This window comes from Microbulbifer maximicatervae (SeqCode), assembly GCF_052467815.1.
The window spans coordinates 1,634,183-1,659,890 of sequence record NZ_CP174326.1 but is presented as its reverse complement, the minus strand read 5'-3'; the positions used below and the strand labels follow the sequence as shown (position 1 = coordinate 1,659,890).

Annotated in this window: 27 protein-coding genes and 1 tRNA gene; 17 read left to right on the top strand and 11 right to left on the bottom strand. The window is 51.0% G+C overall.

Translation table 11 applies throughout. The annotated features are described in order from the left end of the window. Positions 1–2 precede the first annotated feature (2 nt). The 4 genes from hisF to hisB are packed head-to-tail and all read right to left on the bottom strand — an operon-like array spanning position 3 to position 2,784. Positions 3–764 carry an imidazole glycerol phosphate synthase subunit HisF gene (hisF, locus tag ACJJIW_RS07225; protein ID WP_108734940.1) on the bottom strand — a complete coding sequence of 254 codons (762 nt, stop codon included), beginning with the start codon at positions 762–764 and terminating at the stop codon, positions 3–5. Then, a complete protein-coding gene (gene hisA, locus ACJJIW_RS07220; protein WP_444937010.1) occupies positions 764–1,495 on the bottom strand; it encodes a 1-(5-phosphoribosyl)-5-[(5-phosphoribosylamino)methylideneamino]imidazole-4-carboxamide isomerase in 732 nt (243 codons plus the stop codon). The genes hisF and hisA overlap by 1 nt, the downstream gene beginning before the upstream one ends. 48 nt (positions 1,496–1,543) lie before the next feature. Beyond that, the gene (gene hisH / locus ACJJIW_RS07215) at positions 1,544–2,197 is read right to left on the bottom strand and encodes an imidazole glycerol phosphate synthase subunit HisH (RefSeq protein ID WP_444937009.1); all 654 of its coding nucleotides are present in this window, start codon (positions 2,195–2,197) and stop codon (positions 1,544–1,546) included. After that, positions 2,197–2,784, bottom strand: coding sequence for an imidazoleglycerol-phosphate dehydratase HisB (gene hisB / locus ACJJIW_RS07210; protein ID WP_282930763.1), 588 nt, complete (start codon positions 2,782–2,784; stop codon positions 2,197–2,199). The genes hisH and hisB overlap by 1 nt, the downstream gene beginning before the upstream one ends. Before the next feature lie 125 nt (positions 2,785–2,909). Between hisB and ACJJIW_RS07205 the strand changes: the two genes are divergently transcribed. The 12 genes from ACJJIW_RS07205 (at position 2,910) to ACJJIW_RS07150 (ending at position 13,977) form a co-directional block, all read left to right on the top strand. Continuing rightward, the gene (locus ACJJIW_RS07205; protein WP_444937008.1) at positions 2,910–3,200 is read left to right on the top strand and encodes a hypothetical protein; all 291 of its coding nucleotides are present in this window, start codon (positions 2,910–2,912) and stop codon (positions 3,198–3,200) included. An 82-nt stretch (positions 3,201–3,282) separates the two neighbouring features. Beyond that, on the top strand, positions 3,283–5,355 hold the full coding sequence (locus tag ACJJIW_RS07200) for a TonB-dependent receptor (RefSeq protein ID WP_444937007.1): 2,073 nt from the start codon (positions 3,283–3,285) through the stop codon (positions 5,353–5,355). 165 nt (positions 5,356–5,520) lie between these two features. Next, positions 5,521–7,680: an AsmA family protein gene (locus tag ACJJIW_RS07195; protein WP_444937006.1), complete on the top strand. Its 2,160-nt coding sequence runs from the start codon at positions 5,521–5,523 to the stop codon at positions 7,678–7,680. Between the two features lie 79 nt (positions 7,681–7,759). Beyond that, positions 7,760–8,845, top strand: a complete 1,086-nt coding sequence (mutY, locus tag ACJJIW_RS07190) for an A/G-specific adenine glycosylase (RefSeq protein ID WP_444937354.1) — start codon at positions 7,760–7,762, stop codon at positions 8,843–8,845. A gap of 15 nt (positions 8,846–8,860) precedes the next feature. After that, the gene (locus tag ACJJIW_RS07185) at positions 8,861–9,136 is read left to right on the top strand and encodes an oxidative damage protection protein (protein WP_282930759.1); all 276 of its coding nucleotides are present in this window, start codon (positions 8,861–8,863) and stop codon (positions 9,134–9,136) included. Between the two features lie 127 nt (positions 9,137–9,263). Beyond that, a tRNA-Phe gene (locus ACJJIW_RS07180) sits at positions 9,264–9,339 on the top strand. Positions 9,340–9,718: 379 nt separating this feature from the next. Continuing rightward, positions 9,719–10,057: a hypothetical protein gene (locus ACJJIW_RS07175; RefSeq protein WP_444937005.1), complete on the top strand. Its 339-nt coding sequence runs from the start codon at positions 9,719–9,721 to the stop codon at positions 10,055–10,057. Positions 10,058–10,689: 632 nt separating this feature from the next. After that, positions 10,690–11,115 carry a hypothetical protein gene (locus tag ACJJIW_RS07170; protein ID WP_444937004.1) on the top strand — a complete coding sequence of 142 codons (426 nt, stop codon included), beginning with the start codon at positions 10,690–10,692 and terminating at the stop codon, positions 11,113–11,115. 333 nt (positions 11,116–11,448) lie between these two features. Beyond that, entirely contained in the window at positions 11,449–12,129 is a 681-nt protein-coding gene (locus ACJJIW_RS07165) for a hypothetical protein (RefSeq protein ID WP_444937003.1), read from the top strand. 101 nt (positions 12,130–12,230) lie between these two features. Continuing rightward, positions 12,231–12,668 (top strand): DUF1810 domain-containing protein, encoded by a 438-nt coding sequence (locus ACJJIW_RS07160; protein WP_413663762.1) that lies wholly within the window; start codon positions 12,231–12,233, stop codon positions 12,666–12,668. A gap of 325 nt (positions 12,669–12,993) precedes the next feature. Next, positions 12,994–13,674 (top strand): GDSL-type esterase/lipase family protein, encoded by a 681-nt coding sequence (locus ACJJIW_RS07155; protein ID WP_444937002.1) that lies wholly within the window; start codon positions 12,994–12,996, stop codon positions 13,672–13,674. A gap of 174 nt (positions 13,675–13,848) precedes the next feature. Then, complete coding sequence (locus tag ACJJIW_RS07150; RefSeq protein ID WP_444937001.1) at positions 13,849–13,977, top strand: DUF1810 family protein; 129 nt, start codon at positions 13,849–13,851, stop codon at positions 13,975–13,977. Between the two features lie 37 nt (positions 13,978–14,014). On the opposite strand, the gene ACJJIW_RS07145 is transcribed toward ACJJIW_RS07150, so the two are convergent. The 3 genes from ACJJIW_RS07145 to ACJJIW_RS07135 all read right to left on the bottom strand — a co-directional run bounded on the left by ACJJIW_RS07145 (position 14,015) and on the right by ACJJIW_RS07135 (position 17,610). Continuing rightward, complete coding sequence (locus tag ACJJIW_RS07145; RefSeq protein ID WP_444937000.1) at positions 14,015–15,352, bottom strand: dicarboxylate/amino acid:cation symporter; 1,338 nt, start codon at positions 15,350–15,352, stop codon at positions 14,015–14,017. A gap of 189 nt (positions 15,353–15,541) precedes the next feature. Then, positions 15,542–16,555, bottom strand: coding sequence for a YHYH protein (locus ACJJIW_RS07140; RefSeq protein WP_444936999.1), 1,014 nt, complete (start codon positions 16,553–16,555; stop codon positions 15,542–15,544). A gap of 23 nt (positions 16,556–16,578) precedes the next feature. Continuing rightward, a complete protein-coding gene (locus ACJJIW_RS07135) occupies positions 16,579–17,610 on the bottom strand; it encodes a LysR family transcriptional regulator (protein ID WP_444936998.1) in 1,032 nt (343 codons plus the stop codon). Between the two features lies 1 nt (position 17,611). Between ACJJIW_RS07135 and ACJJIW_RS07130 the strand changes: the two genes are divergently transcribed. From ACJJIW_RS07130 to ACJJIW_RS07115, 4 genes are all read left to right on the top strand, one after another. Continuing rightward, a complete protein-coding gene (locus ACJJIW_RS07130; protein WP_444892335.1) occupies positions 17,612–18,526 on the top strand; it encodes a CmcJ/NvfI family oxidoreductase in 915 nt (304 codons plus the stop codon). Positions 18,527–18,591: 65 nt separating this feature from the next. After that, positions 18,592–19,923, top strand: a complete 1,332-nt coding sequence (locus tag ACJJIW_RS07125; RefSeq protein WP_444936997.1) for an aldehyde dehydrogenase family protein — start codon at positions 18,592–18,594, stop codon at positions 19,921–19,923. Positions 19,924–19,958: 35 nt separating this feature from the next. Beyond that, positions 19,959–20,756 (top strand): prolyl hydroxylase family protein, encoded by a 798-nt coding sequence (locus tag ACJJIW_RS07120; protein ID WP_444936996.1) that lies wholly within the window; start codon positions 19,959–19,961, stop codon positions 20,754–20,756. 106 nt (positions 20,757–20,862) lie between these two features. Beyond that, on the top strand, positions 20,863–21,504 hold the full coding sequence (locus tag ACJJIW_RS07115) for a DUF6058 family natural product biosynthesis protein (RefSeq protein WP_444936995.1): 642 nt from the start codon (positions 20,863–20,865) through the stop codon (positions 21,502–21,504). 34 nt (positions 21,505–21,538) lie between these two features. Here the strand turns inward: ACJJIW_RS07115 and ACJJIW_RS07110 are convergent, their stop codons facing one another. The 4 genes from ACJJIW_RS07110 to ACJJIW_RS07095 form a co-directional block, all read right to left on the bottom strand. After that, on the bottom strand, positions 21,539–22,186 hold the full coding sequence (locus ACJJIW_RS07110; RefSeq protein WP_444936994.1) for an SOS response-associated peptidase family protein: 648 nt from the start codon (positions 22,184–22,186) through the stop codon (positions 21,539–21,541). Between the two features lie 14 nt (positions 22,187–22,200). Beyond that, on the bottom strand, positions 22,201–22,449 hold the full coding sequence (locus ACJJIW_RS07105) for a hypothetical protein (protein ID WP_444936993.1): 249 nt from the start codon (positions 22,447–22,449) through the stop codon (positions 22,201–22,203). A gap of 415 nt (positions 22,450–22,864) precedes the next feature. Continuing rightward, complete coding sequence (gene map / locus ACJJIW_RS07100) at positions 22,865–23,650, bottom strand: type I methionyl aminopeptidase (RefSeq protein ID WP_444936992.1); 786 nt, start codon at positions 23,648–23,650, stop codon at positions 22,865–22,867. Next, positions 23,643–23,849, bottom strand: a complete 207-nt coding sequence (locus ACJJIW_RS07095) for a ParD-like family protein (protein ID WP_413663773.1) — start codon at positions 23,847–23,849, stop codon at positions 23,643–23,645. The genes map and ACJJIW_RS07095 overlap by 8 nt, the downstream gene beginning before the upstream one ends. A 151-nt stretch (positions 23,850–24,000) precedes the next feature. Between ACJJIW_RS07095 and ACJJIW_RS07090 the strand changes: the two genes are divergently transcribed. After that, entirely contained in the window at positions 24,001–25,704 is a 1,704-nt protein-coding gene (locus ACJJIW_RS07090; protein ID WP_444936991.1) for a phytoene desaturase family protein, read from the top strand. The last annotated feature ends 4 nt before the right edge of the window (positions 25,705–25,708 follow it).

Sequence of the window (25,708 nt, the reverse complement as noted above, 5' to 3'; positions counted from 1 at the left end):
ACCTACAAGCGCATTTCAATCCCAGCGCTGTGCATAAACGCTTTCGCCTCAGCAATGGTGTACTCGCCAAAGTGGAAGATACTCGCAGCCAATACCGCATCCGCACCGCCGTGCAATACGCCATCCGCCAGGTGCTGTAGATCTCCCACACCACCGGAAGCAATGACTGGCACTTGAACCGCCTCGGTAACTGCCCGGGTCAGGGCCAGGTCAAAACCGTTCTTGGTGCCGTCGCGATCCATACTGGTCAGCAGGATTTCGCCGGCACCGTATTCGGCCATCTGCCGGGCCCAGGCCACTGTATCAATGCCAGTGGGCTGGCGCCCGCCATGAGTGAAGATCTCCCAGCGGCCCTCTCCCACCTGTTTGGCATCAATGGCCACCACAATACACTGGCTGCCAAAGCGTTCGGCGGCCTCGCGTACAAACTCGGGATTTTTCACCGCCGCTGAATTAATTGCAGTCTTGTCCGCACCGGCATTCAGCAGATTGCGGATATCTTGCAAGGTGCGCACACCGCCGCCGACAGTGAGGGGGATAAACACCTCGTGGGCCATTTTCTCCACGGTGTGCAGGATGGTATCGCGCTGCTCATGGGTGGCGGTGATATCGAGGAAAGTGACTTCATCCGCGCCCGCTTCGTTGTAGCGGCGGGCAATTTCCACCGGGTCGCCGGCATCGCGGATATCGACAAAGTTAACACCTTTCACCACGCGGCCGTTGTCCACATCCAGACAGGGAATAATACGTTTCGCCAGAGCCATTATTTGTTCCGTTGGTCGCAAAGCTGCTGCGCTTCGCGCAGGTTCAACTTGTCTTCGTAGATCGCCCGGCCGGTAATCGCACCGTAGATTTCACCGGCATCCAACAGCTGTTCAATGTCCTCAATGCTGCTGACACCGCCAGAGGCAATAATAGGCACCTGCACTGCGCGGGCCATTTCCAGGGTCGCCTCAATATTGACGCCTTGCATCATGCCGTCGCAGGCTATATCTGTATAAACAATAGAGCTGACACCACAATCGGCAAAGCGCTTGGCCAGTTCTGTGGCCTTCAGCTCGGAGACCTCAGCCCAGCCCTCGGTAGCTACCAAGCCATCTTTGGCATCGAGCCCGACAATAATATGGCCCTCGAACTCGCGACACGCCTCTTCCACCAGCTTGGGATTTTTTACCGCCGCAGTGCCGATAATCCCCCACTGCACACCGGCATCCAGATAACGCTCGATAGTGTGCAAATCGCGAATGCCTCCGCCAATTTGCACCGGTAAATCGGGAAACTGTTTGGCGATAGCAGTTACCGCTTCACCGTTCACCGGGTTACCGGCGAAGGCACCATTCAGGTCCACCAAGTGCAGCCGCTTGGCTCCCTCGTTCACCCAATGCTGGGCTGTCGCCAGGGGATCATCGGAAAATACAGTGGCGTCATCCATCTCGCCCTGGCGCAGGCGCACGCATTGGCCGTCTTTTAAATCAATCGCGGGAATTACAATCATGTCTTTTCTTACGTCGGCAGTAATTTCTGTGTGATCGGTGAGCTGGGCCTATTGGGCCCGGCCGTTCCAGTGGACAAAGTTCTTTAGCAGCTGCAAGCCAACCTCGGCACTCTTCTCCGGGTGGAACTGGGTGGCGAAGATATTCTCCCTGGCAACTGCGGCAGCCAGGGGAATGCCGTATTCGGCTTGCCCGGCAATATCCGGATTTTCAGCAGCCGGCACATAGTAGCTGTGGACAAAGTAGAAACGGCTGCCATCGGCAATATCGGCCCACAGGGGGTGCGGCTGACGCTGCTGAACACTATTCCAGCCCATATGGGGCACCTTGAGCCGTTCAGCACTCTGCGCCGGGGGAATGTTGTCGCCGAAGAATTTCACCGGCTCCGGGAAAATCCCCAGGCAATCAACGCCATTATTCTCCTCGCTGTGGTGCATCATGATCTGCATACCCACACAGATACCCAGCACCGGGGTACCCACACTGATGGCCTCGCGAAGCAGCGGCGAAAAACCCGCATCGACAAACCCTGCCATACAATCCCGAATGGCACCCACACCGGGCACCACGAGGCGCTCTGCGCCCTCGGCCTGCTCCGGCGTCTGCGCCAGCACCACCTCGGCCTCCGGCGCCACCTTGTTCAGGGCGCTGGCCACCGAGTGCAGGTTGCCCATACCGTAATCGAGTACCGCAATCTTACCCATCACAAGACTCCTTTGGTGGAGGGCATGGTGCCGGCCATACGGGGATCCGGGGTCAACGCCATACGCAGGGCGCGGCCAAAGGCTTTAAATACAGTTTCCACCTGATGGTGAGCGTTGTGGCCACGCAGGCAGTCAATATGTACGGTTACCAGCGCGTGATTGACGAAGCCCTGGAAGAACTCAAAAAACAGTTCGGTATCAAAATTGCCGATCCGCTTCTGGGTGAAAGGCACATCCATAACCAGGCCGGGCCGCCCGGAGAAGTCGATTACGACCCGGGAAAGCGCCTCATCCAATGGGACATAGCTGTGGCCGTAACGGGTCATCCCCTTTTTATCTCCCAGCGCTTCGGTAATAGCTTTGCCCAGGGTAATGCCGATATCTTCCACCGTATGATGGTCATCGATATGAATATCGCCATCGCAGCTAATGTCCATGTCGATCATGCCGTGGCGGGCAATTTGATCGAGCATATGCTCCAGGAAAGGAACCCCAGTCGCGAACTTGCCATGACCTTGGCCGTCCAGGTTAACGCTGACTTGAATCTTGGTTTCCAGGGTGTCACGGGTGACGCTAGCTGTACGCATCGAAAGCGATCCTTATTTGCACGATAAGACAGAGGGCGCAAATTATAGGATGAATGACATCCCCTGTGGCTCTCTAGTGTCAGATGAAACTTGATTCGTAATTGTTTAGCCCTATCATGCTCTGCATGGTTACTCTAAAGCGCCGAAAATCCCATTACTGGGCCAGCCTGTTCCTGTTACTCGCCGTAGTAGCAGCTCAGCCGCTGTGGGCGGAGCACTTCCACCTGGGCGATACCCAGGTAGAGATGTGTGACCTGTGTTGCATGCATTCACCTGCAGCACTCGGCAGCGAGCCATTGCTCGTACAGGCTGAGCCCCAAAGTCACTATGAACGGCCCTCTGCGCCAACCGCGCGCGATCGCCAGCCAGAGCGCCAGAGTGCGCGCGCCCCTCCCTTCTTCCTGTCACTCAGCTAACACCCAAAAACCGATATTTTTTAGTGAATGCCCGCGCTGGAGCGCGTATGGCATTGTCCGCCTGTAACAGGAATAAAAAACAATGACTAAGTTCAATACTTTGGCCCTGGCTATTGCCAGCTTGGCCGTGCCCGCTATTTGCGCCGCAGAAGACAGCAACAAACTGGAAGAAGTTAACGTAACAGTATCTCCCCTGGATAAGCCCGCCGACGCGGTAGCTGCTCCGGTATCGGTACTCTCCGGCGAGACCCTGCGCAAAGCCGCTTCCGCCACCCTGGGCGAAACCCTGAAGAACCAGCCGGGTGTGGCCAACGCCTCCTTCGGCAGCGGCGTGGGCCTACCGGTTATTCGCGGCCAGAGCGCCAACCGGGTGAAGATCCTGAACGACAACCTGGATGTCTCTGACGCCTCCAACACCAGCGCCGATCACGCCGCCAGTATCGAACCCCTGCTGGCCGAGCGCATCGAGATACTGCGCGGACCGGCGGCACTGCGCTATGGCAGCGGCGCTATCGGTGGGGTGGTAAATATTATCGACGGTCGCATCCCCACTGAGGTACCCGAGGAAGTTGAAGGTGCGGTTGAGATGCGCCACGACACCGCCAACAGCCAGGATGCCTCAGTATTCCGCTTTACCGGCGGTGCCGGACAGCTGGCCTGGTACTTCGACGGTGTCTACCGCGAAAATGACGATACCGAAATTCCTGGTCTCGCCATCGTCGAGCATGAAGAGCACGATGAGGAAGAAGAAGAGCACGAGGAAGAATTCAACACTGACGGCTACGTCGGCAACACCAATGCCCGCGCTCACAGCTACAGCGGCGGTGTTTCATGGATTACTGATAGCGGTTATTTCGGCCTGTCAGTGAACAAGCTTGAGAACAACTACGGCATTCCCCTCGGCACCCACGAGCATCATCACGAAGAAGAGGAAGAAGATCACGAGGAGGAGAGCGAAGTCGAAGCTGTGCGTATCGATATGGCGCAGACTCGCTACGACCTCAAAGGCGAGCACCGCTTCAACAGCAACTATTGGGACAAGCTACGCCTACGTATCGGCTACAACGACTATGAGCACGTAGAACTGGAAGAGGGCGAACCCGGCACCCGCTTTACCAATGAAGCCTGGGAGAGTCGCTTGGAGATCACCCACGACAACGATAGCGAGTGGCGCGGTGCCTACGGCCTGCAATTGTCCGACAAAGACTTTGCTGCGGTGGGCGACGAAGCCTTTATCCAGCCCTCCCGCACCCGTAGCGCCGGTCTTTTCACCATGAAGGAACGCGAGTGGGGCAACTGGCACCTGGACCTGGGTGCGCGTATTGAGCTTGTCGATATCGATCCGGAGACTGCGGAGGATCGCGACTTCAATCTGTTCAGCACCAGCGCCACCCTGCAGTACTTCCTACAAGAGCACCAACATATCAGCGTCGGCGCCACCCACTCCGAGCGCGCCCCGGTAGCCGAAGAGCTGTTTGCCGACGGCGAGCATCTGGCCGAATCGCGCTACCTGATCGGTAACAGCGACCTGGACAAAGAACGCTCCTTCAACCTGGAACTGGGCTATCACCACCACAACGAAGTGGCTGGCGGCTGGCACGCAGCGCAGATTGAAGCCAGCGTCTTCTACAACCGCATCGGCGACTACATCTATTCGCAGAATACCGGCCTTGAGTACGAGGATGAAGAGCTGCCCATTTACGCCTATGCCAATCGCGATGCCACCTTCTACGGTGCTGAAGCCTCGGTGAAATTTCCCCTGCGCAGCAACTTCTACCTGACTCTGTTTGGCGATGTTGTGCGCGCGAGCTTCGACGAAGATATCGCCGGTGAGAGTTCCGATGTGCCGCGCATGCCTCCCCTGCGCCTGGGTCTCGCCCTGGGAGCAGAGTACGACCAGTGGGGTTGGGAATGGCGCACAGTCGAAGCTGCGGACCAAGATCGCGCCGGCGCCTACGAAGAAGAAACAGACGGCTATACCCGTATGGACCTGAGTGCCCACTACAACTTCAACATCGGCAGCAGCGACGCGGTGATCTTCGCCAGCGCCCGCAACCTGCTCGACGAAGAAATTCGCAACTCCACCTCACTACTACGCGACTACGCTCCTGAAGCTGGTCGCAGCGTCGAAGCTGGTGTGCGGTTTATTTTCTAATAAACACCTGCTTCAATGGCCCCGCAGCGCTTTCCCAGCCTCGCGGGGCTGCATCTCCTACAATTCCGGCATAACCTATTTGTAGAAGTGCGCGGGAACATCGAGCCGCGCTGCGGCGTCATATGCGTGACACCACACGACAAATACACAGGGACAATGCTCTCCATGGCCTGGATAAAGCGCACTTTTATCGCACTTTTAATCGTTTTCCTACTACTCGCTGGCGCCGTCGCCTGGCTGTTAGCAGGACTCGACATCAACCAATACAAACCCCAGTTAGAAAAACTCGCTGCCAAGCAGGGCATCTCCCTGCAACTGGAAGGTGATATCGGCTGGCAGCTGTGGCCCAAGCTCGGCCTGCAACTTGAAGATGTACAGCTGGCACCATTAAAGCTGCCAAAACAAACTCTGGTGAAAGCAGAAAAAATTGCCATTGGCGTGGCCCTCAAGCCACTACTGCAACGCAAAGTAGAGGCTGAGGAGATAGTCCTGGTAGCTCCGCAAATTGAGCTCACCGTCGACAAAGAAGGGCGCGGCAACTGGGAACTGATCAGCGAGGCCCTGGAAGCGCAGAGCAAGCAACCTCCCAAACTCTCCATCCCCAAGGAACAGGAAGAGCCTTCACAACAACAGGTCGACCTGAGCCTGCAAAAGCTGCGCATCGAGAAGGGCTTGGTACTCTATAGCGATGCCCAAACCAACAAAGAGTACAAAGTCCAAGACCTGCAGGTGAGCGTTATCAACCTGGTGCCAGGCGGCGAGCCGGGCAAACTCACTGCCGCAGCACACCTTACCGGCAGCGACCTCAAACACCCGCTGAAGCTAAAAATTGACAGCACCCTCGCTCTGGATGAGGGCCTCAATGGGCTGCGCCTGCAACCGCTACAAGTAGACCTCACCTCTGAGAACAGCGCCAAGGCCAGCCTGCATATGCGCGGCTACCTGCGCAGGGACAGCAACACCCAACCCTGGCGTATACAGCTTAACGTCAACGCTAATGCCGACCCTCTGCGCCCCTGGTTTGAACTGACGGGCACCGAAATCGATACCCGCGATAAAGCGGCACTGCAAAAGCTGAGTATCGAAGCGAGTGTGGAAGGTACCGAGCAAAAACTCGACCTAACACCGCTGCAATTGAAACTGGACGACGTCACCTTTAGTGGCAACGCCCAGTTGCGCAACGCAGAAATGCCCGGGCTGGACCTGAACCTGCGCGGCGGCGCCTTTAACCTGGATAACTACTTGCCCCCTTCGAACGAAGATGAGGCTGGAGCCGCTTCGGCGGAACAAACCGAGGGAGTGGAAGCACAGAGTGCGCAGGCTCCTGCCGCTGAAAGCAAAAAGCAGGGAGAGCAGGCGGCACAGAGCGATCAAACTGAAACCGCAGAAAAACCAAAGAGAACAGTAGCTGCCAAGCCGCCTGCGGCAGAACCCCTGCCACTGAGCGACCTGCGCGGCTTCAACGCCAATATCAGCCTGGCACTGGACCAACTGCAAGCCGCTGACCTGCAAATGGACAGCCCGGAAATCCAACTCACCGTGGATAATGGCCTCTACCGCCTGCAAAAATTGAGCGCCGATATCTATGGTGGCCAGCTGAACACGAATGGCCAGCTCAACGCTCGCGCCCAGTCCGCCGAGGCGCAAATGCGCGGCGGTCTCACCAATGTCGATATTGGCAAGATCCAGGCCGCCCTCTTCCCCAGTGAAGATGTCCAGCTGGCCGGAGAAGCCAGCGTTAACTGGAGCGCCAGCACCAAAGGCAAAACATCCACAGCCCTAGAGAAAAACCTGCGTGCCTCCATTGAGGTTTCCAGTAAGGAAATGTCGATTTCTCCATTCAACCTGGAGAAAAACATGTGCCAGCTGTTCAGCTACACAGAAAATACCGAAATGCCCACCCGGGACTGGCCCAACAGCACCGGACTGCAGGACCTTCGCGCCACCATCGCGGTGAAAGGCGACCAGGTGGATGTGAGCGAAATTCTCGCCGGTATCGAAAATATCGCCCTGACCGGTGACGGAGAGGTGGACCTGAAGAAACAGGACTTCGACTTCAAGCTCGGCTTGGCCCTGGTGGGCGAGAGCACCTCCGCCGACGGCTGTACCGTGCGCAACAAGCGCTGGCGCAATCGCCCGCTGCCGCTGCGCTGCAAGGGCGACTTCGACGATGTGAACATCAGCACCTGTAAACCCGACAGCCGCCGCCTCGACGACTTGCTGCGGGAAGAACTGAAGCACAAAGCCGAAAAGAAATATGGCGATAAAGTTGAAGAAAAGGTCGACGAACTGAAAGAAAAATTGAAAAATCTCTTCGGCCGCTAAGGCCCCGCTAAAGTGCACCGGGGTCCACCCGGTGCACAACTCCAGCGTTCAACCACAGATTCCAGCCCGCAGTAGCCCCATGACCCCAAAGCAGTTCCAAAATGCCGTCCTGAAATGGTTCGACAAACATGGGCGCAAAGACCTGCCCTGGCAGCAAGACATCAACCCCTATCGGGTTTGGGTGTCCGAAATTATGCTACAACAGACCCAGGTCACCACAGTGATCCCGTACTTTGAGCGCTTTATGCAGAGCTTCCCCACCTTGGAAAGCCTCGCCCGCGCGCCTCAGGACAAAGTCCTGGCTCACTGGAGCGGCCTCGGCTACTACGCCCGCGCCCGCAACCTGCACAAGTGCGCCCAGACAGTGCTGGAGGAATACGGCGGGGAGTTTCCCCAGGGCGTAGAGGAACTGACCGAATTGAGCGGCATAGGTCGCTCCACCGCTGGTGCTATTGCCAGTATCAGTATGGGGCTCAGGGCACCGATCCTCGATGGCAACGTCAAACGGGTGCTGGCCCGTTTTCACGCCGTGGAGGGCTGGCCCGGACAGACAGCGGTTGCCAATCAACTGTGGCAACTGGCCGAGACCTACACCCCAAACCAACGCGTTAACGACTACACCCAGGTGATGATGGACCTGGGTGCCACCCTGTGCACCCGCTCGAAACCACGCTGCGAGGAGTGCCCGGTGAAAAAATCCTGTGTGGCTCACGCCCAGGGCAACCCACAGGATTACCCCGGCAAGAAACCGCGCAAGGAAAAGCCGGTGCGCAGCGCCACCCTGCTCTTGCTTGAACACAAAGGTGAAATCTACCTGGAACAGCGCCCGCCCAGCGGAATCTGGGGCGGACTCTGGAGCCCGCCTGAAGCCGACAATAGCAGCGACTGGCTCAAGGCAAAGCGCTGGCGTGCCAGTGACGTCCAAACCCTGCCGACCCTGCGACACACCTTCACTCACTTTCACCTGGATATTTCCCCGGTGTGGGTACAACTGAGCAAAGTCCCAGCACAGGTGGCGGAGAGCGGCGCTGGCTGGTATAAACTGCGGCGTTTAAACCGCCCTCGTGCGGCCCAGGAACTGGGGCTACCCGCCCCTATCGTCAAGCTGGCAAAACAACTACTGGCGCTGCAGGCTCCCCTGCTCGCGCCGACCACTGCCGACTAAAACCAGGAGGAGTCCATGTCCAGAACCGTATTCTGCCGCAAGTACCAAGAGGAATTGGAAGGTCTGGATGCACCGCCCTTCCCAGGCCCCAAAGGCATGGATATCTTCGAGAACGTTTCCAAGAAGGCCTGGCTGGAGTGGATGTCCCACCAGACCATGCTGATTAACGAAAAGCACCTAAACATGATGGAACCCTCAAGCCGCGCCTACTTGAGTGAGCAGATGATGAAGTTCTTGAGCGGCGAGGAATACGACGCAGCCGACGGTTACGTTCCGCCGGAACAGCAGTAACACAAGGCCCCGAAGCTTCCCCGGCAAAGAAAAAAAACTTTTTTATAATCAAGGGGTTGACTCTGACCCGGGGAAGGGCTTTAATACGCGCCTCGCGACGCAGGGGAAGCCCAGCAAGTATCGCAAAGCCCGGATAGCTCAGTCGGTAGAGCAGGGGATTGAAAATCCCCGTGTCGGTGGTTCGATTCCGCCTCCGGGCACCATATTAAAAAGCCTCATCCGCAAGGATGGGGCTTTTTTTATGTCAAAAAATACTGAAGCAAATTCAGATGCCCTTAAATTTTACATATCTATATATTTAAAAAAAGACACTAACTCTCACCCCCCCAAATTATTCCAGTTTATCCTCCTTGCTGCAGACACCATTTCAAGTAACTTGCCCCCCGTGTTACTGCATTAGAAAGATGCCTTAGCCTCTCCTAAAAATAAGAAAAAATTTAAGTGTAAACTTGTACGAAAGTGCAGACTTTAAAGCCCAATGATTTTCCAATTATTTACTTTAGGTTTACTCAATCTAGTAATCAATGAATAATATGAAATTCAAATTTATATTTCATAGCAAGTCTTATATAGGGGGAATAAATGTTTAAAAAATCAATTACTGCCTTATACCTATGCCTTTCCAGTTTCGCATATGGGGGAAATGACCAAGTATCAATAGATCGTGAAATATACTTAATAAGAACATATGAAGATTTTGCAGTTATTTATTTTAAACCTGGATTTACCAATACACAGGGCTGCCCAACTGAAACTGAGGAGCAAGTTATATTAGAGTTTGAAGACAGCACTTCTAAAGAAATGTATTCAGCTCTGCTTTCAGCGGCCACGGCAAATAAAAAAGTAGGCTTTGGCATTAGTGGCTGTACAATTCACTCTTTAGGTTATCCGACAATATATAGAGTAGATGTAGATTTTTGATAAAACCTTCACTACTAGAAAAATTTAATATTCTAGTAGTGAAATTCTCATAATTTAAAAACTTTTAATTTTAAGTAATGACTACAATTCCTTTTTTCTGAAAGTATATCATCATGCAGCCCCACAAATAATTCATTCAGTCACCCTCCATCCGATTAGCTCTTGGTCTACAATTCAACCGACCCATTACAAACTGAACCTGCTCGCCTGACACTTTATTAAAATCAGTACCCTTTTGAAAAACACTGTCGAATTATATTGATTCACAGATCTCGATTGATCGTCGAGGGATACTGTCCTAACAGTATTGATATTGCCTTCTGAGAGTGTCCGGATTTTCTCAGGCAATAAATATGATATCATTCGCTCTCGCTCAGCTCGCAATAGCTCATCAGCGCCTTTTTTTTAGTCGAGAGAAACACTGACTCTACTAGCTAAACCCTCGCTTACCAATTACACTTGCTATCCGAGACCAAGGTATAAAAACTCGATTTCAGAAGAAAATCTTTCTAAGGCACTATCCCATATCAAGGATGACAGAAGGATATATTAGGTTTATTCACAGATAGGATTATATAGACTCAACAATTGTGTCTTTCACCAAGAAAACTATGGCCACAAAAGAAACATACATGAAGAACTATATAATAATTGGTTCCACCTCTTTAATACTTATTTTATTCTCATCAATTTACAGCTTTCTATACGGAAAAGAAGGCAATGACAACATCCTCAATGAAGCCCGAGCACTAGCTCAAGAACATGCAACCAATGAATTAAAAAATAACAATTTAACCTTGATGGCAGAAAGCTACATGGGAAGTAAAATAGCGAATATCCCAGGTTTAGATGAAGAAAAATATCTAAACTGCTTATCCACTTTAGTAAGCTTGAATTTTTATAAAGACAATGCTGACTTTGAGCCTAATCTTACAGAGCTTGAAAAAAATCAACAATTAAAATACACTCCAGAAAAGTCGCGCCATTACGCTGCAACATTCAACGAAGTTAAACTTTCTGCAATAAGAAAGCACCCTGATGTTAATTGTATTTTTTAAAGGTAAATATCAGCTTAACAGTATTTTGAACCATTTCACTTCCCTCTCCTAATCATCTCAGCCTGTAACTTTTCGGCCAATACCATTTCAATCACAAATATCAATCGTAAGATAGATATTTAATTGGACCAACACCCTACCTACTGTAGAATGCGCGGCTTTTTGCACCTAAGCAGTGAACCACAAAAAAGTTATAGCTAAGTTTCAGAGGTATATATGCCAGCAGGGAAGCCGAATAAGAGTGTTCATTTTATTTATGGAAGTATCATTGCTCTTATTGTTTTGAGCTTTTGTTTTTTACTCTATAAAAGTGAAAGTAACGGTTCCCTACGGGTGAAAATCGGAAACAATGAGCTGGAACTACAAATTGATGATAACAACCAATCAGTTTCAATTCGAGCCTTACTCGATAAGCTGTTCCAAAATGAGGAAGCAAGTCGTGAATCCAAGGCCCTATTAAAGGAATTTGGTAATTTCTATTTGCCGACCGATCCTGAACTTATTGGAGAGATTGAAAAGCAGCCCGTCAAGTCGCAAGTCTCCCGACGTTTGCGGGAGCTTCTCTATGGGTTAAAGGGCCCCTTCGATCGACAAGCTCACAGCTACTACGATGTTGAAAGCTTGCAGGTAATCGACGCAATTAGCGGTCTGGAGTTTAACCATCCAGTGTCTAAAGGACTACGAGAAATGTTGACATATAGACGTGGCCCCTTTGAAGAAAGATCCAAAGAAGTACTGCTAAGCGTTCCCGCAGGCAATAGTATTCCATCAGGAAGAGCGGCATCCTGTCGCGGCAATGATTTTTTCAGGCGGGAAATTCGTATTTTTAATACTCAGCGAACAAATTCAATTTCCGTCTTTGTCAGCGGTAGTTTTCCTTGTACTGCTGACACTTCCAATGACATACATCGGCTAATTCAACTTTCCTATGCCGATATGAAGAACCTATTGGGAGATTCTCCTGTGGGAGCCAAGGAGCCCGCCCTTGCTGAGATCATGATGAATATCAATTAATTGGTGGAAGTTCTGCCGTCAGGCAGTTCATCCTCTCGCATTCATCCTTATTACTGCTAACCTTGAGCCTGCAAAGGAATAAGAATAAAGGGAATCAAAGCATGGCCCAACCATTTCACCTTGAGCGTTTTGTGACGGCGCAAGAAAGCTCTTATGAAAGTGCCCTGAGTGAGTTGCATAGCGGCCATAAGCGCTCCCACTGGATGTGGTATATATTCCCCCAGATCTCCGGCCTGGGGCACAGCGCGACATCCGAACATTTTGCAATTAAAAACCTGGATGAAGCCCGGGCTTACCTGGAGCACCCTGTGCTCGGCCCCAGGCTCAAAGAGTGCTGCAAGGAGTTATTGCAACTGAATAATTACTCCGCTTACCAGATATTCGGCTCACCGGATGATGTAAAACTTAAGTCATCCATGACGCTATTTTCTATCGCCGATCCCAAAGACAAGCTATTTGAAGAGGTGCTGGAAAAATACTATGAAGGACAGAAGGACCTTCGTACTTTCGAGATACTGAAAGTTCCTGTCCAACATTAGTTACCTGCAAGGGTGGAGCTTTTTTATGATCGGAAGGCTGGATGGCAATCATAATCTGAACCATTATATTGGCGTACAAACTGTAGTATCCATACTCACAGAATCTACCACTCTACCCATATTAAATTTTCCTCATCATTTTAAGCCAAGCCGATCAGCACCTCTTCCCCCCCTCCAAAGAAACTGTAAATCTACAGCCCACCTTAGAACTCTCTCCATTCGATTTCTAATTGTTTTTTAACAAGGCTATTTCTACTCCAGCCTTTGACTCTCAACTTTTCGAAATCAAGATTTGATACTAATGCATACAACTTGGACCTAGTCGATGTCTATAATGGTAACGGCAAATAAAATCCAAAGTTTAGTCAAATTAGTGACTTTCTATGGCACGAAGAGTCCCCAAAAAATTGTCTTTATTGGCTCCAGTTCTATCTATGGAAAAGGTGATACAGAACTAGGCGGATTTGTTCAACGATTCCGGTTTCGGTTCGAAACTTTAGATTCCCATAATATAGTTTACGCTCTGGGAATATTCGGAGAGAACGCGAACTCTTTAGCCATAAGACTTTCCCGAGAACTGCCTCCAAGAAGGCCACACTTAATCGGGATATATCCTGGTTTCAATGATATTTGCCGCATCGGGGGACCAAAGGCTGAGAATTCTGTAGCGCTGGACTCTTTCCGTCAAACAGTGCGACAGCTGTTACAAACGTCTAAAACCATCGCGCCGTCCTTCCTAATGGCAGGCATTCCGTTCGATGAGCAACGAACTACTCCCTTTCGGAATAGTGATAGCTATTTCTATCAGGCTGATGCGAATCTTTATAACCAAGCTATGAAAGAATCTGCCACTGCCGAAATGATCCCCATACTGGAGTTTGACAATTTATGGCGAGATCAGGAATTTATTACCCTTCTCTCAGAGGATGGCCTCCATGCAAATCCCAAGGGACATCAATTACTGTATGAACAGACTTGGGATTTTATCTCTAAAAATTACTTTTAGTATTTATACATATTTTTAAACCAGATAAATTCTGAAAAAATATAATGACTAGTACGATATTAAATAGCTTATATTTATTTTTTCATTTTATAAAGATCACCCATACTTTACATATGCCACTTTTCTCTATTTCAAGCTTCCTTTAGATACAATAGAAGTAATTAAGATTTGAAGATGAAATATTCTATGGACTTATTCGCATTGGCAGAAGAGGGCAGAACTTTGTTTGATACAGTCCTGGAGAAATACTACGAGGGTCAAAAAGACCCTCGTACTCTGGAGATTCTAGTTATGCCGCAATAGAAACCGGGAACCCTCATTTAAGCCATCACTTTGACAGTCAGGCCGTTTGGGCGGCTTCCTCCTCCAGGTTGTCGCTGCCCAACAAGCGGTCCATCACCAGACAGGCTGTCAGATCCCCGGTCACATTGACTGCTGTACGGCACATATCGAGAATCCGATCCACCCCCAGAATCAGCGCAATACCCTCCGGCGGGACACCAATACCGGCCAGGATAGTAGCAAGGATAACAATACCCACTCCGGGAGTACTGGGTGACCCAATAGATGCTCCCACAGTGGTCACGGTGAGACCCACCAACTGTGCAGTGGTTAAGTCAATGCCATATACCTGGGTTAAAAATACCGCAGCAATCACCTGATACAGCGCTGTGCCATCCATATTCACAGTAGCGCCCAGGGGCACAATAAATTTGGCGATGGATGGTTTTACTCCCAGGGGACTTTCTGCAACTTTCATTGACAGCGGCATTACCGCAGCAGAGCTGGATGTGGAGAATGCCAGCAGCTGCACTCCGCTAATTCTCTGCAAAAATGTGATCGGGCCGACGGAGGTCACCAGGGAAACAATTATCAGGTAAAAGCTGAGAAGAATAAGTAGTCCCAGAATCACGGTGCCCACATACACAGACATTCCCAGAATTGCAGTGAGGCCCACGCGAATAGCAATATCTGCCAGGAGGCCAAATACGGCCAGGGGCGCAAACAACATGGCCCAGCCAACTACCTTAAGTGCCACCTCCTGAATAATGCCAAAAGCGTATACTGCGGTTTCCCGCTGCTTTTGCGGTAACAGCATCACTGCAACACCAATAAAAATCGCGTAGACCACCAGCTGCAACATATTGCGCATGGCGATACTTTCGTTGAGGTTGGCGGGAATCAATTCAGCAATACGCTCGGGAAGCGGTTTGGACTCCATAACCTGGGGGGCGCTCGCAACTTGCAACTCGGTAGCGGCGCTGAGCAGGGACTCATCGATATAGTCGCCGGGTTGGATCAACTGGACCAGGATAATCCCGATAATCACCGCAACGGTAGTAGTGCCGACAAAGTAGGGGGCGATGCGCAGCCCGACCCGTTTAAGCTGACTGACATTCCCGCTGCCACTGAGCCCCAGGATGATTGAGGACATAATCAGCGGTATCACCACCATCTGGATCATATTCAGAAAGATTGAGCCCGGCAGCTTAAACCAGCTGGCCAGTGCCGCACTGAGATCCTGGCTCACCAGCGCGGCCCCTTCAGGAGATAGCAGCAGGCCGGCAGTTAGCCCCAGGATCATGGCGACCACTATCTGCATCCACAGGCGAGTGCGCACCAGCACACCGAGGGATTCCACCATTCGGATCAGATAGAAATTTGTACCATTGCTCATTGTTGGTATTCCGGATTACCTGAAATAGTTAGAGGCATTATGTCCCAGGGCCATTAAGGAAACCTGACGGTCAGATCAAGTCCTGGGCTTTTAAGACAGTTATTCAACGCCATTTATTGATATCAATACCAAAAAGAGCGCTGAGACTCTCTTCGTCTTTCACTATTTGAAGCAACAATTGGGCCTGAGTTAACGCCTGGGTGGTCCGGGAGGTCCCCGGTGGGAGAAATCGCACTGGCTTTGATTGCCGGTCAGGGCACAACCTCTCTCCCCTTTTAGGCAATGCAAGATATCGTTTTCTGCAGCGAGGTTGGCGTGGTAGTGGTAGCCCAGGTCTGCAAACTCATGGCCACGGCATTCGTCCAGGTCATCGGGCTCGCGGCCATCGGCATTCTCCCGCGCATAGATCAGGTAGCCATCTATGGCGACACCGACTATCGCAGCATGGCTTGCGGCAGACGGGTAGGCTTGGCTGCAACCCAGGGCAGCGTGGTAGTGATAGCCCACGTGGGGATTTACATGACCACCACAGGCATCCACTGGCGCTAAGGTATGTGCACCTAAAATTGCACCGATGGGCGCGGCGATATCAAATTTAACCCCATTAAAAGCGACTCCATAACCGGAAAAACCATCGGGATTCTGCTTTGACTTGGCCTTGGCAGGCTGTACAGGGATCAGGTAGCGGGTATGAAAATCCGGGCCCATATAGCTGGCCAGGCATTCCACGCAGTAATTGTTGTACTCCGGTGCTACATCAGGCCGCGCGGCCATCTCGCAGGCCTGCTTTGAATCGGTAACCTTTATCGCCCCGGTTTCAGGATCGTATAGGCTCCATTTTGAATCAGAGAAAAAAGTCGCGGCGTTTTTAACGAAAGGTCCATCAATCGGCACTATCTGCTGCTTGATAAACATCATGCCGCCAGACGTAATTGGGTCTACAACATTGCGTGGACACCAGGGCCCCATTTTATGTTTGGGTTCTGCCTTTACCACAATCATCCAGCATTGGGTCTTGCGTCCCTCGGAGAGGGTGCAATCCACCTTTTTAATTTCCTCAACCAGTGCGTCCTTGGCAAATAAGTGGGGGATGCCCATTTGCTCGGTAAAATCGGAATGAGCGTAAACAGAAGAGTTCAAAAATATCAGCAGAAAAAATGCTACACGCATGGCGACCACTACCTGAACACTTGGAATGCTCAAGTTTAGCAGCGCTACCTCCCTTACTAACTGCTGGGAAATTGTTGTGCTAACAGGGCGCGAATCCACTTGTGCAAAGGGTCCTGACTGCTACGGGTATGCCAGGCGGCAATCACATCAAACCCCGGGGGCTGCTCGACAATAGGCAGTGTTTTTAGTCGGGGATCAGGCAACAGTCGCGAGGGCAAAAAGGCAACGGTATTGGTAGAGGCAATGCACTCGGCTGCGGCGGCAAAAGAGGGGACAGACAGCACCACATTGCGCTCCAAACCAAACTGCTCAAACCAACTATCCGCCATGCCCCGCAGATCTCCCCTGGAAGGTGATACCACCAGCTGTGGCAAAGCCGCCAACTCTTCCATTTCCAAAGGCTGATTGGCGCTGTGCAGCATATCGGTGTGCTGACAACATACGCAGACGTAGTGCTCTCGATACAACAACATGCTGGGACTGTTATCCGGCACAAATCCCGGCGTGCTAAACACCAGATCCACTTCACCGGTTTGCAGTTGCTGGGCCATGCGATCAATTTCCAACTTAAGCACCACGACTTTTATATCCGGGGCCTGCTGACGCAGTTGCTTGAGGAGAACCGGCAGTACCACCCGCTGCTCAAAGTCCGTTGCACTGATGGTAAAGATGCCCCGATGCTGTGCCGGATCAAATTCATCCGTACGCAGCAGCGCCGCGACATTGTTCAGGATCTCATCCAATTTGGGAGCCAGGCGCTCGGCCAGGGGGGTGGGAATAACACCGTTGCTGGTGCGAATAAAAAGCCGGTCATCAAAGATTTCACGCAGGCGTTTCAATTGTTCACTGACTGTTTGCTGGCTCACACCCAGCTGGTCAGCCACCCGGGATAAGTTCAGTTCCCGCAAGATAGCGTTCATTAAGCGAAGTTGACGTAACTCCAGCCTCTCCAATGGGTTCGCCCGATGATTTCTGCTCAAACCTGTATCACTCACAACTGTTACTTGGTTTTCATTGTATCCACGTAACCCTAGCATTGTGAGTAGATTGGCCCGTATGGCATCCACTTCGGTGGGGGGAGAGTTCACTATGCAAACCGCAGCCCGATCCTCCTTTCAGGATCAATTAGTTACAGCAATTATTCACTACGCTGATCCCAGTAGCGATCTGGTGTACGACAAGCGTTCAGAGGGCCCAGGGCCCGCCAATCTGGTCGAGAATGTTATTTCCCAGCAGGTTCACATCTACGATGGTCGCGCCCTGAAAACCGCCGGGGAGCGTTTTCGTCTCGATACCCAGGGATTTGAGCTGGTACGCCCTATGCTCGGCATAAACCTGCGCCAGCTGGATGATGCGCTACACGCGCTGGACCAACCCTCAGGGAGTAGCCCCAGCCCTGAGGAGCGCGACCAGTTGATTCGCACCCAATGGTATCCAGCTATTGAATCCTGGATAGGCGCTCACCTGGGTGCAGCAAAGGTACTGACCTTTGACCACACATTGCGAGCCCAGCCATCGACTGATGCGACACCGGAGCTGAGCCGCAGCCGCCGATCCCCGGTGAAACTGGTGCACAACGATTACACGCCCTGGTCCGCAGAGCGCCAGCTAAAGGAAACCCTGGAGGCCCGGGGGTACAAGCCATCAGATTATCCGCGCTACCAGTTTATTAATCTCTGGCTGCCCCTATTGCGCCCGGTGCAGGAGTCACCGTTGGCAATGGTGGACCTGCGCACGGTCGCCGCCAGTGATTTCCACAATATGCGATTAATTTACCCAGAGCGAAAAGGGCAGATTTCGGTGTTGAGTTTCAACCCGGTTCACCGCTGGATTTGGTTTAGCGATATGCAGCCCGGCGAAGGCATTTTACTGCGGGTCTTCGATAGCCAGCACCGAGGCGATGTAACCGGTGTTCCCCACTGCGCTTTCGACCTGCCGGGAAGTGCAGGGGCACCACGCAGAACCAGCCTGGAAATTCGCACTATTGTCCTGTTTGACCAATAACACCAACGCTTTTAAGAAAACACCCGGCCACTCAATAAAGTGGCCGGATTGAGTGAGACCTCATTATGGAAAATATACTTCGATCGATTGATCCACTAACCGGAGAGGCCATCGGATCACTACCTGTCAGCAAGCCCCAAGATATTCAGGACATGGTGGAGAAAGCCCACAAAGCGCAGCGAGTGTGGTCGAGTAAATCTCTTCAGGAGCGGGTACAACTACTTCAGCAGGCTTACACAAAACTGAATGCGGAAGAGGGAGGTCTGGCACAACTTATCAGCCGTGAAATGGGCAAAGATGCCCGGCGTGCACAATTTGAAGCCGGCGGCGTAGTCCAAGGCGGTGCCTGGTTAGCGGGGGATGCCGGAGAGGCCCTGCGGGCAAAACGCAGTGGCGGTAGCGAAATTCAATATCGGCCACTGGGCGTTGTTGCGGTTATCTCCCCCTGGAACTATCCACTGGCCATGGCCAATAACCTGATTGTTCCCGCCCTGGTAGCAGGCAACACTGTGATTTTAAAACCTTCAGAAGAATCGCCATTGGTCGCTGACTTATTGGTGAAAATACTCAATCAAACCCTGCCTCAGGACATTTTACAAATTGCTCACGGCGATGGCGCAACCGGTGAAGCCCTGGTGAAATCCCCCATCAATATGGTCGCCTTTACCGGATCGCGAACAACGGGCCAAAAAATTATGGCCAATGCCGCTCCGGCATTGAAACGCCTGGTTATGGAGTTGGGTGGCAATGACCCAATGATCGTGTTGCAGAGCGCCAATATTCCCCAGGCTGCACAATTTGCCGTTGGCTCCAGTTTTGAGAATTCTGGCCAGATGTGCACCTCCACAGAGCGTATTTATGTGGACGAAAAAATTGCCGATAAATTCGAAAATGCCGTGGTGGCATTGGCGAAGCAATATCGTGTCGGCGGGTGGCAGGAGCCACAGGTGGATATCGGCCCCTTGGTTAATCACCGCCAACACCAAAAGGTGGTGGAGCATATCCACGATGCCCTGAATAAAGGCGCAAAGCTTCTTCTAGGGGAGCGCGATCCACAGGTGCCGTTTATTCCGCCCACAGTGATCAGTGGTATTCGACCGGGCATGCTGGTGGAAGATGATGAGACTTTTGGGCCTATCGTAGCCATCGACCGCTTTAGCTCAGTAGACGATGTGGTCGAGCGGGCCAATAACTCTGTTTACGGTCTCGGTGCAGTTGTGTTTGGTGAAAGCAAACTGGCCGAGCAAGTCGCCAGCCAGCTGCAAGCGGGAATGATTGGCATCAACCAGGGCGCCGGCGGCTCACCTTGGGTGGGCGCCAAGCAAAGTGGCTTTGGCTTCCACGGTGGAGCCGACGGGCACCGGCAGTTTGCACAAACTACCGTTTTAAACCGCTAAGCCTTTGAAAAAATTTTCCAATAGAAGTACAGCAGATGTCCACGACTGAAAGTATTGATACTGTCACCCACTTGGATGACTTCTTTGTTATCGCCCGCGAACCCGGAGCAGAACACCCGGCCCTACCCACCTGGGCTACTCGCAGCAAAAACCCGGCGGCGCTGGCCGAGCAGGCGCCGCAGCCGGTTTCACGACGAGATATCGCCGAGGTACCCGGAGCCTTCCAATTGCTCAATGTCTTTTCAAAAGAGGAATGCCGACGACTCATTAATATCACTGAAGCGGTGGGCTATTTACCGGATGCAGCCGTCTCCCTGCTCCGGGAGGTCCGCCATAACGATAACCTGACCTGGGTGGTAGACGAAGTTACAGAACGTCTGATCTGGCAGCGATGCCGAGACCTGGCGCAGGACTTAAATGGTTACTTTGGTGGAAGAGAGGCTGTCGGCATCAATCGGCGTTTCCGCTTTTATCGCTATGGTGAGGGAGATTTCTTCCAGTTCCACACCGATGGCGCCTGGCCCGGTAGCCGCATTGACAACAACCAGTTGATCACCAATGGCTTCCCCGATCGCTATAGTGAAATGACGTTTTTAGTACTGCTGAGTGAAGATTTTGAAGGTGGTGCAACCCGATTCAGGGTGAATGCAGATGATCCCCTAAAACAACCCAGTCGGGATTCTTTATTAGACATCGATGTCCGCATACCTGCCGGGGCCGTACTGTGCTTCCCCCATGGAATGCATCCCTTACACAGAATTCACAGCTCTACTCCAATCACCCGAGGAATCAAATATATTATTAGAACGGATATTCTCTTCCTGCAGGAATAAATTCTCCAAGACCTGTTAAAAGGGAAAAGATGCTTCGGCTCACATCGAAGTATTAAGTGCTCCAGGTGCTAGAATTTCATTCGATTTCTACCTTGGAGCACATTCAGTGGAATTAGTTAACTATCTGGATAAACACTTCCTAACCAAAGAACAGCTTATTCAGGCTACTCAAATCAGCGAACTACAATTGCAGCGCTACCAGGATGAGGGTGTTATGCCAAAGCCCTCTTATAAGCTCAATATTCAATGGGACTGTGAATCCTTTTTTGGACCCCACTCCGAAAAACAGGCAGTTGAGTACTTTGCAAAAGGCTACGCCAGCTGGATTGGTATCATAGAGGCTAAGCAAGACTTTAACTCTATTTACCAGTGCTTTGGTGATCGATACAAGGATAAAATAGCCCAATTGCGAAACCTAGGATACGAATCTAGCAACTTAAAATTTTCATCCGGAATCTCTCAACATATCGAAGAGGAGTGGCAACACTTTATTGAGGGGACTTATGGATTATGTACTCGCAGTGGCCTGCCGGAGGATATAGCTACAAAGGAACTGGCTAGCATAGAAATCAATGCGCTTCTTACACAAGATACTTTAAGCCAAAAACAAATACATCGGCTTAATCGCTTTGTAGATCTTCTAGATGAAACCAGCGCATATTTTGCACCTCACGAAAGAAGTATAAGTTCAAGAACGAAGCTAATTGATATGCCGCGCCGGGAGTACAATTTAGGCTGTGCAATTTAAATTTTTCTATACTCCGATATCCCAGGGCAAATAATTACTCAATTACGGGGATAGGGCCCCCGATATACTCCGTAGAAGTTGCCCTCAGCAAAGGATGAGCCGTAAGTATTTTCCCCGAGTACTCAATGGATGGTTTCAGGTATGGGCTAAAATCTTCTGTCACCCCCGAACAATTTAACCAGGACTCTACAAAATCTGGGCGATTGGGCGCAATCATGGGAAGTGACTTTTCATGATAGCGCTTAGTGGCTGGATGGGAGTCCAAAGTAATGATTGAGCAACTGAGTAAATTTCCCCAGATTTTATACAAACCACAAAAGAAAAAAGGTTCACCATAACTGAATTCCACCGGGTGCTTGCCACCTTGGCTTTCCACCCAGGCGGTAGCCGGAATTAAACAGCGGGACTTGCGATATTCCTGTCTGGAATCCAATTTTTTCCAATTGCTGTTGATGGACCAGTATTTTTTATGGGGCCGCCAAGTATCACCATGCCTCTCAAGGTAGAGATGCCAAATAGCGTTTTCTATTTCAGCAGAACCCTTCCGAGTAGTTACGATAGACACCTGCTGGGTGGGCCTCCGGCGCCTACCGTAAATCATATGTCCGGCACCCCGGATACCATAGGTATCGAGAAAGCGCTCCATACCCGCATGATCACTGACATCAAAGACACTACACACCCAGAGCCTCCCACTTATCCCGCTGAACTGGTTTTTTCAGTATGTTCGGACAGCCACCTTAAATTACTCTCGATCCCTCTCATCTGGCACAAGGTTAACTCCAATTCCTTGCGCAAATCCACTCCCACAGCAACAGAAAACCGACGTACGTACTTTTCATAGTTCAAAATACTAATCGCGTACATAGGGCGATTGTCGTAACTGGATCGATAACGGCAGATACGAATCGGCTCACTATCAAAAACTATAACTCTGGGGCGCATAATCAACCACCTAGTATACTGTATGAAAATACAGTATATCTTGGTTTCCTGCGGATATGTCAAGAAGGCCACAACTTGGCATCAGGGCCATTCTTCATCAGCGGCATCGTATTTTTGCTTATGAGGACAGGAGTCATTTGATGACAAATTAATGCGTTAGGGGAGGGGGGGTAAATCCAGCAATGCTGATTTTTTATCACATCAAAAAATAATATTGCGAGGTAATAGGAGCTCAGAATTTACCATCACATCAATCTCATCTCGAGTGCCCAAACACGCCAAAATGTCGTGGAGGGCAATGCCAATAGCTGAACCTGACTTCCTAAAATAACTCACCCTTCTAAAAAATTAGGGAGTGTGAATATTTGTTATCTCACAACCCCTTCTTTATTTACCCAGCAGTTATTATTAATATCTATTTGATCTGGGAAGGTCTTTCCTCATCCCTAAGCGTTAGCACTTCATAACCGTCACCAGTTACCAAAATCGTATGCTCCCATTGGGCCGATAGCTTTTTATCCTTAGTTACTACAGTCCAGCCATCTTTCTTGAGTTTGGTTTTACGATTTCCCTGATTGATCATGGGCTCAATGGTAAATGTCATTCCCTCCTGTAAAACTTCACCGGAACCAGGCCGCCCAAAGTGAAGAACCTGAGGTGCTTCATGCATTTCCCGGCCAATACCGTGGCCACAATATTCCCGTACGACACTGAAGCCGTTGCGCTCGGTATGGCGCTGGATTGCATTGCCGATATCACCAAAAGTAACTCCCGGCTTTACCGTGGCAATACCGGCCCACATAGCTTCATAGCAGGTGGTTACCAGTTTTCTGGCAATAGGGGTCACGGTACCGATGCTATACATTTTGCTGGAATCCGCGATATAGCCAGATTTCTCCAGGGTAATATCCACATTGATGATATCTCCCTCCCGCAGTAGCTGCTTATCACTCGGCATGCCGTGACAGACTACTTCATTGACTGAGGTGTTCAGGGCGTAGGGATAATCATATTGCCCCTTGCTGGCGGGGCGGGCATTGAGTTCATTGACAATAAATTCTTCTACCCGCTCATTAATTTGCATTGTCGAGACCCCCGGTTCAATAAAGGAGTCCAGCATGGCAAATACACGGCTCAACAATTGACCCGATTGGCGCATTAAATCCTGCTCATCAGGAGTCTTTATTTTTATTTCACTCACGTGTCAGCTCTTCCAGGGTTAATGCCTGATTGCGCAGCAACTTTTTACACAAGTCGCTGTAGCTTAATTCCGGGTTCAGCTCCGCCAGCATCCCAATCTTGATCCAGTACTCCGCCTGGGAATTAATTGAACGGGCCATCACCGTACTGGCCTTGCGAATCTCATCGTGTAGCTCATCGGATATCTTGACGATGCCCATAACTATTACCTTGATATGCTTTATATACAAATTGTATACGTTACATATAAAAGCGCACAATAGATATACAGAATATTAATATGCAACTTATTGCATAGCTCGATAGGGGGCGCTATGGTTGAGGAATAAAAACAATAGTGGCGAGGCCATCATGACAGAGACCCCCGAGAAGAAGCGCAGTGCCCCAAAACCAAGCCGGCTGCGTATTGGTCGGCGCTATCGCCCGAGCCGCCTGGAAGGCAATTACGACGCCATTATCATTGGCTCAGGCATTGGCGGTCTGACTTGTGCTGCGATGCTCAGTGCCATGGGCAAGAAAGTACTTGTCCTTGAGCAACACTACACTGCCGGGGGATACACCCACGCCTATGACCGCAATGGTTATGAGTGGGATGTCGGCGTCCACTATATCGGCGATGTGGGCGAACACCCCACTATGACCCGCAAGATCTTCGACTTTATCTCCAATAACCAGTTGCACTGGGCGCCAATGGACAGCACCTATGACCGCATCTGTATTGGCGATAAACAATACGACCTGAAAGCCGGCCGCCAGCAATTTATCGATGAATTGGTCAGCCACTTCCCCGATGAGCGCGCGAATATCGAGGAGTACCTGCAGCGGCTGAATGTGGTTGCTAAAGCCATGCAGCGACTGGCAATGGAAAAAATGCTGCCCTCCTGGTGTGGACCTTTTATTCGCCTGTGGAGAAAACTGCGCGAACCCGCCTGGCTCAATAAAACCACCCGCGAAGTTCTCAGTGGAATCACCAGCAATGAAAAGCTGATCTCTGTGCTGACAGGGCAGTGGGGTGATAATGGCATGACCCCATCCGAGGGCAGCTTTATTATTCACGCCCTGATCGCCAAACATTATCTCTATGGCGGTTACTATCCTGTCGGCGGCGCCAGCAAAATCTCCGAAACGATTATTCCCCAGATTCAGGCCAGTGGTGGGGATGTATTTACCTATGCCAAGGTGGAAACCATCCTGATGAATGGGGATCAGGTTCGCGGTGTAAGAATGTCCGACGGACATGAAATCGAAGCACCATTAGTTGTCTCCGGCGCAGGGGTATTTAATACCTTCGAGAAGCTGTTACCGCGCAGTACCAGTGAGCGCATGGGATATATCCGCGACCTGGACACCGTCAACCGCTCCATGTCTCACCTGTGTCTGTATATTGGCTTGGAGAAAACAGCGGAAGAATTAAACCTGCCCAAGACTAATTACTGGATCTATTCCAGCGATCAGTATGAAGAGGATATGCAGGCCTTTATCGACGATCAGGATAAGGAAATACCGCTAGTCTATATTTCGTTCCCGTCTGCGAAAGACCCCACCTTTACCCAACGCTACCCGGGCCGCGCCACTATCGAAATTGTGGCACCGGCCAACTACGATTGGTTTGCCCAGTGGCACGACAAGCCTTGGGGCAAGCGAGGAGATGATTACGAGGATCTGAAGGAGGCATTTAGCCTGCGCCTACTGGAACATTTGTACAAGCATATGCCGCAGTTGCGTGGGGAAATTGATTACTACGAGCTTTCAACCCCGTTATCCACGGATTACTTCTGCTTCTATCCACGAGGAGAGATCTACGGACTGGATCACGATCCCAACCGCTTTGAGCAATCCTGGCTGAGACCCAAAAGCCGGGTCAAAGGGCTCTACCTTACCGGACAGGATGTGATGAGCTGCGGCGTAGCTGGTGCAATGATCTCCGGTATGCTCACAGCGCAGAGTATTATTGGACTGCGTCAAACTGGAAAGTTGATGAAGAAAATATTTTCCAACCAAGCCCCAAAGGCGCCGGTAAATTCCAGTGAGGAATTGGGTAATGCCTCTAGCTGAGACA

What these genes read in the sequence shown, in the direction of transcription:
- hisF (WP_108734940.1), bottom strand. Translation starts at nt 764, where the DNA reads ATGGCTCTGGCGAAACGTATTATTCCCTGTCTGGATGTGGACAACGGC.
- hisA (WP_444937010.1), bottom strand. Translation starts at nt 1,495, where the DNA reads ATGATTGTAATTCCCGCGATTGATTTAAAAGACGGCCAATGCGTGCGC.
- hisH (WP_444937009.1), bottom strand. Translation starts at nt 2,197, where the DNA reads ATGGGTAAGATTGCGGTACTCGATTACGGTATGGGCAACCTGCACTCG.
- hisB (WP_282930763.1), bottom strand. Translation starts at nt 2,784, where the DNA reads ATGCGTACAGCTAGCGTCACCCGTGACACCCTGGAAACCAAGATTCAA.
- ACJJIW_RS07205 (WP_444937008.1), top strand. Translation starts at nt 2,910, where the DNA reads ATGGTTACTCTAAAGCGCCGAAAATCCCATTACTGGGCCAGCCTGTTC.
- ACJJIW_RS07200 (WP_444937007.1), top strand. Translation starts at nt 3,283, where the DNA reads ATGACTAAGTTCAATACTTTGGCCCTGGCTATTGCCAGCTTGGCCGTG.
- ACJJIW_RS07195 (WP_444937006.1), top strand. Translation starts at nt 5,521, where the DNA reads ATGGCCTGGATAAAGCGCACTTTTATCGCACTTTTAATCGTTTTCCTA.
- mutY (WP_444937354.1), top strand. Translation starts at nt 7,760, where the DNA reads ATGACCCCAAAGCAGTTCCAAAATGCCGTCCTGAAATGGTTCGACAAA.
- ACJJIW_RS07185 (WP_282930759.1), top strand. Translation starts at nt 8,861, where the DNA reads ATGTCCAGAACCGTATTCTGCCGCAAGTACCAAGAGGAATTGGAAGGT.
- ACJJIW_RS07175 (WP_444937005.1), top strand. Translation starts at nt 9,719, where the DNA reads ATGTTTAAAAAATCAATTACTGCCTTATACCTATGCCTTTCCAGTTTC.
- ACJJIW_RS07170 (WP_444937004.1), top strand. Translation starts at nt 10,690, where the DNA reads ATGAAGAACTATATAATAATTGGTTCCACCTCTTTAATACTTATTTTA.
- ACJJIW_RS07160 (WP_413663762.1), top strand. Translation starts at nt 12,231, where the DNA reads ATGGCCCAACCATTTCACCTTGAGCGTTTTGTGACGGCGCAAGAAAGC.
- ACJJIW_RS07155 (WP_444937002.1), top strand. Translation starts at nt 12,994, where the DNA reads ATGTCTATAATGGTAACGGCAAATAAAATCCAAAGTTTAGTCAAATTA.
- ACJJIW_RS07150 (WP_444937001.1), top strand. Translation starts at nt 13,849, where the DNA reads ATGAAATATTCTATGGACTTATTCGCATTGGCAGAAGAGGGCAGAACT.
- ACJJIW_RS07145 (WP_444937000.1), bottom strand. Translation starts at nt 15,352, where the DNA reads ATGAGCAATGGTACAAATTTCTATCTGATCCGAATGGTGGAATCCCTC.
- ACJJIW_RS07130 (WP_444892335.1), top strand. Translation starts at nt 17,612, where the DNA reads ATGCAAACCGCAGCCCGATCCTCCTTTCAGGATCAATTAGTTACAGCA.
- ACJJIW_RS07125 (WP_444936997.1), top strand. Translation starts at nt 18,592, where the DNA reads ATGGAAAATATACTTCGATCGATTGATCCACTAACCGGAGAGGCCATC.
- ACJJIW_RS07120 (WP_444936996.1), top strand. Translation starts at nt 19,959, where the DNA reads ATGTCCACGACTGAAAGTATTGATACTGTCACCCACTTGGATGACTTC.
- ACJJIW_RS07105 (WP_444936993.1), bottom strand. Translation starts at nt 22,449, where the DNA reads ATGCGCCCCAGAGTTATAGTTTTTGATAGTGAGCCGATTCGTATCTGC.
- ACJJIW_RS07095 (WP_413663773.1), bottom strand. Translation starts at nt 23,849, where the DNA reads ATGGGCATCGTCAAGATATCCGATGAGCTACACGATGAGATTCGCAAG.
- ACJJIW_RS07090 (WP_444936991.1), top strand. Translation starts at nt 24,001, where the DNA reads ATGACAGAGACCCCCGAGAAGAAGCGCAGTGCCCCAAAACCAAGCCGG.